The organism is Microvirga sp. RSM25, from assembly GCF_044784385.1.
GTDB classification, from domain to species: Bacteria; Pseudomonadota; Alphaproteobacteria; order Rhizobiales; family Beijerinckiaceae; genus Microvirga; species Microvirga tunisiensis.
Genome location: NZ_CP173039.1, coordinates 1,967,171 through 1,975,000 on the forward strand (window position 1 = coordinate 1,967,171; position 7,830 = coordinate 1,975,000).

The following is a 7,830-nucleotide window of genomic DNA, read 5'->3' on the forward strand; positions in this document are numbered from 1 at the left end:
AATATTCCTTAAGGGGCTATTTCGGCTCGATCAGCAGGGCGAGGCGGACGAGTTCCGACAGACTTTTGGCCTGCATCTTCGCCATGACGTTTGCGCGGTAGATTTCCACCGTACGCGGGCTGATTCCAAGATCGTAGGCGATCGCCTTGTTGGCCTTGCCGGCGACGAGCCCTTCCAGAACCTGCCGCTCCCGCTCGGACAGAGCATCGAAACGCCCCTGAATTTCTGTAATCTGGGTTCCGTGATGGCTATCCTTTTCCTGACGAGCCAGAGCGGAGCGCACTGCAGCCAGAAACACCTCGTCCCCAAAAGGCTTTTCGAGGAAGTCGATCGCACCTTCCTTCATGGCCTCGACGGCCATCGGTACATCCGCGTGGCCGGTCATGACGATTACCGGAAGTGCAATGCCACGTTCCTTCAGACGTCGGATCAGTTCGATGCCGTCGATGCCTGGCATGCGCACATCCGTGACGATGCAGCCCGCCTCTATCCTTGGTGCGTCATCGAGAAAGCCTGAGGCAGATTCGTGCAGGCGAGCCGGGAGTCCTTCCGAGGCAAGCAGAAATGCCAGCGATTTGCGGACAGCTGCGTCATCATCAACCACGTGCACGACAGCGTCACTCTGCATGCGCCAATTCTCCCCGTCCAATAGTCCTTAACGTGAAACGGAATGCGGTTCCCCCGCCCTGCTTCGATTCGGACCAGATCTTCCCGCCATGCGCTTCCACGATCGTACGGCAGATCGACAGGCCGACGCCCATTCCGTGCTTCTTGGTGGTCACGAACGGGTGGAACAATTGGCCGGCAATCTCCGGAGCCAGACCAGGGCCGGTATCTGCCACGCTCAATTCCACGTGGTCCTCATCCACAGAGCGGGTGGCAACCTTGAGTTCCCGACGCTCTGTCTCCTGCATGGCCTCGATGGCATTGCGGATCAGATTCAGCAGAACCTGCTGGATCTGAATACGGTCGGCAAGCACGAAGGGAGCGTTGAGGTCAAAATCGAAAGTAACCCGGACACCCTGTTCTTTCGCCCCCACAAGCGAGAGAGCGCTCGCCTCCTCGATGAGCTTGGGCAGATTTTCGATATGGCGCTCGCTCTCGCCGCGGGCCACGAATTCGCGCAGGTGACGGATCACTTGCCCTGCCCGCAGCGCCTGCTCACCCGCCTCATTGACCGCATCCCGGAGCATGGGAACCCTGTCTCCCTCCATTCGCTCGAGAATTCTCCGGCAGCCTTTGAGATAATTGGTGATCGCGGTCAGCGGTTGGTTGATCTCGTGAGCAAGCGTGGAGGCCATCTCCCCCAAAGCCGTGAAACGCGACATGTGAACGAGTTCGGATTGGAGTTCCTGCAGACGCGCTTCTGTCCTCTGCCGCTCAGACAGATCGCGGATGAAGCCGGTGAAATAGCGAATGCCCCCAGAATGCATCTCACCCACGGCCAGTTCCATCGGGAAGGTTGAGCCGTCCTTGCGTTGACCGACGACCACGCGTCCAACACCGATGATCCGCCTTTCGCCTGTGTTGCGATAGCGTAGCATGTAGTTGTCATGCTGTTCGCGATAAGGGGCAGGCATGAGAATTTTGACGTTCTCGCCGATCACCTCGTCCGGCTGGTAGCCGAACAGACGCACGGCCGTCGCGCTGAAGGATTGAATGCGCGCCTGCTCGTCGATGACCACCATGGCATCCGGAACAGTCTCCAAAATCGACCGCAGGTGAGCCTCGCGTGTTTTCAGCGCTTCCTCGGCCGTGACCCACTCGGTGATATCTCGCGTGATCATGGCAAAACCGCTCTCTTCAGCGCCCTTGACTGCAATCGGTGTCATCGTGACGCGTGCCACGAATGCTGAGCCGTCCTTTCGCACCCGGAGACCCTGTGCCTCGTGGTGTCCGCTCTCATGAGCTAATTGAAGATCCTGACGAAGGATATCGGAGCCATTGTCCGGCATGTAGAGAATAGAAGCGGAGCGCCCGAGCGCCTCCTCACTGTTCCATCCATGGATATGCTCGGCGCCCCGACTCCAACTTGCGATATTCCCGACGGAATCGAGCACGATGAACGCAGTATCCGTCACCGCATCGATGAGAAGCTCGGCTGTCCTATCGCGGGTGGATGATGACGGATCCACTTTGGAACTTGTCTCTGACACTAAAACCCCTCTGCGCAGGACACAGCATAACAATCCTGAGCTATGATCCACCAGTGGTCGATCCCACAATACACTGTGGCATTAACCGATCTTTAAAAGCGCGCTGCCCTTGTAACAGCGTGAACGCTAACTATATTACTTAATGAGGGCCTTGAGTTCGATCTTCCTAAGGTCACGGCAGAATTCGCCGACCACGGATTAGGTCCCTCTTGCATTTAGATTCAAAGCCTTTATATCGGCGCCTCCCTTGTGGTTTTGCGACGAGCGAGCCGCAGGGTTTTTCCCGGACAGGGTTGAACATGAAGTTCGGGGCAGCAATGCCCGAGCTTGCAGTTTGCGCCGGTGTTCGGGTGAGCTTTGATTTGATCTGGCTCTGGTCATGAGCGGCAAAGGTTCGGCGGGATCGTCGGCGGTGTTGCGGGCTCCTCTGGCGGTGTTTTCCAGCATGGGCTGCGGGATTTCGATCCTGCGGCACGGTCAACGCAGAAGCGGCAGCGTTTCTGTGAACGGGAGTGCTTGGTCTTTACTTGTGAGAGGCCAAGAACGACGTCGCGAAAGCTTACAAAAACTTTCACGATGCCGGTTGACAGCGGAAGCGACAGAGACTAGATCAGTCTCATCGGCGGCGGGGTTCTTCAACGAGCGCGGCGTCGGGAGGCTTCGGGGCCTGGCCATCCTGGCAAGGGATGGGTGAGGTGGCCCGGGGTTGTTTTTGTGTCTCTGCGTGAGGCACCTGTTCTTTGACAAGTGAAGAGAGAAGAGAAGCGTAGGCGGCGGTGTCCTTGCGGATCGTCCTTCGGGGCGATCGAATGAGAACATCGACCATGTCTATGCTTTGGTGAGTACACCGCTTCAGGGAAACCTGGAGATGGAGGTACTCTGTCAATTTGCGTAGAGATTTAGTCGAGATCAAATTCTTTCAACTTGAGAGTTTGATCCTGGCTCAGAACGAACGCTGGCGGCAGGCTTAACACATGCAAGTCGAACGCATCCTTCGGGATGAGTGGCAGACGGGTGAGTAACGCGTGGGAACGTGCCCTTCAGTTCGGAATAACCCAGGGAAACTTGGGCTAATACCGGATACGTGCGAGAGCAGAAAGATTTATCGCTGAAGGATCGGCCCGCGTCTGATTAGCTAGTTGGTGGGGTAATGGCCCACCAAGGCGACGATCAGTAGCTGGTCTGAGAGGATGATCAGCCACATTGGGACTGAGACACGGCCCAAACTCCTACGGGAGGCAGCAGTGGGGAATATTGGACAATGGGCGCAAGCCTGATCCAGCCATGCCGCGTGAGTGATGAAGGCCTTAGGGTTGTAAAGCTCTTTCAGTGGGGACGATAATGACGGTACCCGCAGAAGAAGCCCCGGCTAACTTCGTGCCAGCAGCCGCGGTAATACGAAGGGGGCTAGCGTTGTTCGGAATCACTGGGCGTAAAGGGCGCGTAGGCGGCTTTGTAAGTCGGGGGTGAAAGCCTGTGGCTCAACCACAGAATTGCCTTCGATACTGCATGGCTTGAGACCGGAAGAGGTTAGTGGAACTGCGAGTGTAGAGGTGAAATTCGTAGATATTCGCAAGAACACCAGTGGCGAAGGCGGCTAACTGGTCCGGTTCTGACGCTGAGGCGCGAAAGCGTGGGGAGCAAACAGGATTAGATACCCTGGTAGTCCACGCCGTAAACGATGAATGCCAGCCGTTGGCGAGCTTGCTCGTCAGTGGCGCAGCTAACGCTTTAAGCATTCCGCCTGGGGAGTACGGTCGCAAGATTAAAACTCAAAGGAATTGACGGGGGCCCGCACAAGCGGTGGAGCATGTGGTTTAATTCGAAGCAACGCGCAGAACCTTACCAGCCTTTGACATGTCCCGTGTGGATCCTGGAGACAGGATCCTTCAGTTCGGCTGGCGGGAACACAGGTGCTGCATGGCTGTCGTCAGCTCGTGTCGTGAGATGTTGGGTTAAGTCCCGCAACGAGCGCAACCCTCGCCCTTAGTTGCCATCATTTGGTTGGGCACTCTAAGGGGACTGCCGGTGATAAGCCGAGAGGAAGGTGGGGATGACGTCAAGTCCTCATGGCCCTTACGGGCTGGGCTACACACGTGCTACAATGGCGGTGACAAAGGGCAGCGAACCCGCGAGGGGGAGCTAATCCTTAAAAGCCGTCTCAGTTCAGATTGCACTCTGCAACTCGAGTGCATGAAGGCGGAATCGCTAGTAATCGTGGATCAGAACGCCACGGTGAATACGTTCCCGGGCCTTGTACACACCGCCCGTCACACCATGGGAGTTGGTCTTACCCGACGGCGCTGCGCCAACCGCAAGGAGGCAGGCGACCACGGTAGGGTCAGCGACTGGGGTGAAGTCGTAACAAGGTAGCCGTAGGGGAACCTGCGGCTGGATCACCTCCTTTCTAAGGACGATCCCTCAAGGCCGACCTCGGTCGGTTTTATCGGATCGCTTGGAACAAAAGAGACCAGTCAGGTCTCGCTATGCGGGACGCTGCCGTCTTCGTTTCTCTTCTCATTCCGGATACATCGGTCGGGGTTTCCACTCCGATTGGGGCCTGTAGCTCAGGTGGTTAGAGCGCACCCCTGATAAGGGTGAGGTCGGACGTTCGAGTCGTCCCAGGCCCACCATTTATCTTGGTTAGCCTCAGACGCCGTCCTGCTCTTCTTGCGAAGGCCGACCGGCCGCCGCGCCCCGTGGCGCGGACAGCCAAGAAAGCGGACGCTTTCGCCGGCGCCTGAGGCCAGGTATCAAGGGGCCTTAGCTCAGCTGGGAGAGCGGTAGCTTTGCAAGCTTCAGGTCGTCGGTTCGATCCCGACAGGCTCCACCATTTTTATGGATCCGGACGTCCAGAGGCCATGACGTGTTCATGGCCGTGGATGATGTCTAATTCGCCTCCCCTCTTTGGGGGTGAGCGCGGATGTTTGAAATCGTAAAGAGGCAGCATATTCGACCAGCGGGCACCTAGTCCCGCGAACCAGCCACGGCCCGCAGCCGTGTGCGTCGGATATGCTTGGCAAGCAAAACATGTCTTTGGAGAAATCCAAAGACAGGTCTTTCTTTTTTGGTCATGTCCGGCTTGTAGCCGAGCGGACATTGATCATGAGAGTAATCAAGTGTCGTAAGAGCATCTGGTGGATGCCTTGGCGCTGAGAGGCGATGAAGGACGTGGTACGCTGCGATAAGCCTTGGGGAGCTGCGAACGAGCTTTGATCCAAGGATCTCCGAATGGGGAAACCCCCCTTCGATCCTTTGTATTGTCAGGGCAGGAGCGATCCTGTTTTGGCACTACGGAGGGTCAGATGAAGGGATTAGGCCCTGAATACATAGGGGTTTAAGGCGAACCCGGGGAACTGAAACATCTAAGTACCCGGAGGAAAGGACATCAATTGAGACTCCGTTAGTAGTGGCGAGCGAACGCGGACCAGGCCAGTGCCTGCATGACACGTCATCGGAACCGTCTGGAAAGGCGGGCAGAACGGGTGATAGCCCCGTACGGATCAACGTGATTGCAGGACTTGAGTAGGGCGGGACACGTGAAATCCTGTCTGAACATGGGGGGACCACCCTCCAAGCCTAAGTACTCCTCAGCGACCGATAGTGTACTAGCCCACCCTATTCATGAGACATGTTGATGTCTTCCGTTCTGGACTGCGATCGCAGGGGCTCGTTGCGTCTGTTTCATCGCGATGAGGTCTGGAACATGGGGAACGCGTTGGCAGGAAATGGATGGGCTGATGGGGCGATCGTGGCCCCGCCGTTCATGGCGACGCCGTCCGCGGCCGAGGGGCGAGAGCCCAAACAAGACGGCCGAAGAGGTCGGCTTCGGGGCAGCAGGACGCGTAGGCCAAGCGGATGCGGCTCGCCGTTTCCTGCACCCGCACGGCGATCTTGAGCAGGCGAAGCCGTAGGGTCGCGAACTCGGCTTTGGCGAGATCGCGCGCAGCCGGGATGGCCTCCCGCACCGCCAGCATCAGCCAGTAGGCGGCCGTGTGCAGCACGAGCCGAACCTGGTTGGCCACCGCCCGGCGGCACGAGGTCCGGTCGGAAGCAAGTTGCGCTTTGTGGAACTTGATCCAGTTCTCCGCCTGGCCGCGGGCACAATACAGGCTCTCGTAGACCACCCGTGGGCTGGTTCCCCTGAGGTTGGTGACGACAAAGCGGATGTCGAGGCCCAGGCGGGTGGCCTCGATGCGGGCGACCACCCGGCGCTCGCACGTCCAGCTCCTGGCTTGGTGCTTCGTCTCGGCAAAGCCACGAACAACCTCGCAGTCTTCCACCGCCCTTTGAGTGCGCACCGCATCCGCCACGTCCTGAACTTTGGCGGTGAGCGGCTTCGTGCCAGCCAGCCCGAACAGATAGCTGAGGCCGTTCTGCTCGCAGAAGTCCATGACTTCGGGACGGGCATAGTGACTGTCACCCCGGATGGTGATGCGTGTCGTCGGCCAACGGGTGCGGATGCGCCGCACCAGCCGGCGCAGATGAGCCCGCACCTCCAGGCCCGAAGGTGTTTTGCCGGGCCGCAGCACGATGGCAACAGGACGGCCGGTGGCGCTGTCGTAGACATGGATCGGCAGAAAGCAGCGCTCGTCATAGTGGGCGTTGAACAGCGAGAGCTGCTGGTGCCCATGCACCACGTCGCAGGTGTCGTCGACGTCCAGCACGACCCCATCCGGCACGGTGGCATAGCTTTCCATCCACTGATCCACCAGAGCATAGGTCAACCGGATGGCATCGCGGATCGTCGGAGCGTTCTCCAGGCGCGAGAGGGTCGGCTGCGAGGCGAGGTCGGCTCCGCTCTCCGGCAAGTGCCCGCAGGCGAGCTTGAACGCCGGATCGGAGCGCAGCGGGCCGAAGTCGTTGCAGTCCTCATAGCCGCACGCGATGGCGAAGATGCGGGCGCGGATCATGTCTGGGATCACGTGCGTCACGCGGCCTGGATCTCGGCGATCGGGGATGAAGCGCGCCAGCCGCTCGGCGATTCCAAGCCGGCGCTCGGCCTGGGCCAGGAGCATGACGCCGCCGTCCGACGACAAGCGCCCGCCGTCGAAAGCAGCGGTGATCTTCTTGCGGGACACGGCTGGAAACGGGAACGTCGCAGTTGTATCGTCCTGCATGGCGGGTGTGGCAGCCTTGAAGGGGTGGCAGGGGTTAGTCTCAGCAACCAAATCCTACGCTGCTTCAAGTGCTTAAGCTACACCCGCCAGCCTTCTCCAGCCACCTCGTGCATAAGAGCGGCTAGTACCGTGAGGGAAAGGTGAAAAGCACCCCGACGAGGGGAGTGAAACAGTTCCTGAAACCGGATGCTTACAAACAGTAGGAGCCCAAGGTTCGTCCTGGGTGACTGCGTACCTTTTGTATAATGGGTCAGCGACTTAAAGTAACGAGCAAGCTTAAGCCGATAGGTGGAGGCGCAGCGAAAGCGAGTCTGAACAGGGCGTTTGAGTTCGTTGCTTTAGACCCGAAACCGGGTGATCTAGCCATGAGCAGGTTGAAGGTGCGGTAACACGCACTGGAGGACCGAACCGGTGCCTGTTGAAAAAGTCTCGGATGACTTGTGGCTAGGGGTGAAAGGCCAATCAAACTCGGAAATAGCTGGTTCTCCGCGAAAGCTATTTAGGTAGCGCCTCGTCTGAATCCTCCAGGGGGTAGAGCACTGGATGGGCTAGGG

Annotated in this window: 2 protein-coding genes, 2 tRNA genes and 2 rRNA genes (1 of these 6 running past the window's edge); 4 read left to right on the forward strand and 2 right to left on the reverse strand. The window is 58.5% G+C overall.

The genetic code is table 11. The features are described 5' to 3' along the window. Window positions 1-16 precede the first annotated feature (16 nt). Together fixJ and ACD578_RS09290 are read right to left on the reverse strand one after the other, a co-directional pair. A complete protein-coding gene (gene fixJ / locus ACD578_RS09285) occupies window positions 17-628 on the reverse strand; it encodes a response regulator FixJ (protein ID WP_404292488.1) in 612 nt (203 codons plus the stop codon). After that, window positions 618-2,135, reverse strand: a complete 1,518-nt coding sequence (locus tag ACD578_RS09290) for a PAS domain S-box protein (RefSeq protein ID WP_404292489.1) — start codon at window positions 2,133-2,135, stop codon at window positions 618-620. Before ACD578_RS09290 ends, fixJ begins: the two co-directional genes overlap by 11 nt. A gap of 941 nt (window positions 2,136-3,076) precedes the next feature. Between ACD578_RS09290 and ACD578_RS09295 the strand changes: the two genes are divergently transcribed. The 4 genes from ACD578_RS09295 to ACD578_RS09310 form a co-directional block, all read left to right on the forward strand. Then, window positions 3,077-4,563 (forward strand): 16S ribosomal RNA (locus ACD578_RS09295). A gap of 149 nt (window positions 4,564-4,712) precedes the next feature. Further along, window positions 4,713-4,789 (forward strand) — tRNA-Ile (locus ACD578_RS09300). A 124-nt stretch (window positions 4,790-4,913) separates the two neighbouring features. Beyond that, window positions 4,914-4,989 (forward strand) — tRNA-Ala (locus ACD578_RS09305). Between the two features lie 280 nt (window positions 4,990-5,269). Beyond that, window positions 5,270-7,830 (forward strand): 23S ribosomal RNA (locus ACD578_RS09310) (it continues 1,883 nt past the right edge of the window). The 16S and 23S rRNA genes sit together here with 2 tRNA genes alongside, the layout of an rRNA operon.

Bases quoted from the DNA above. Each gene is read 5' to 3' on its own strand.
- fixJ (WP_404292488.1), bottom strand. From the start codon at position 628: ATGCAGAGTGACGCTGTCGTGCACGTGGTTGATGATGACGCAGCTGTC.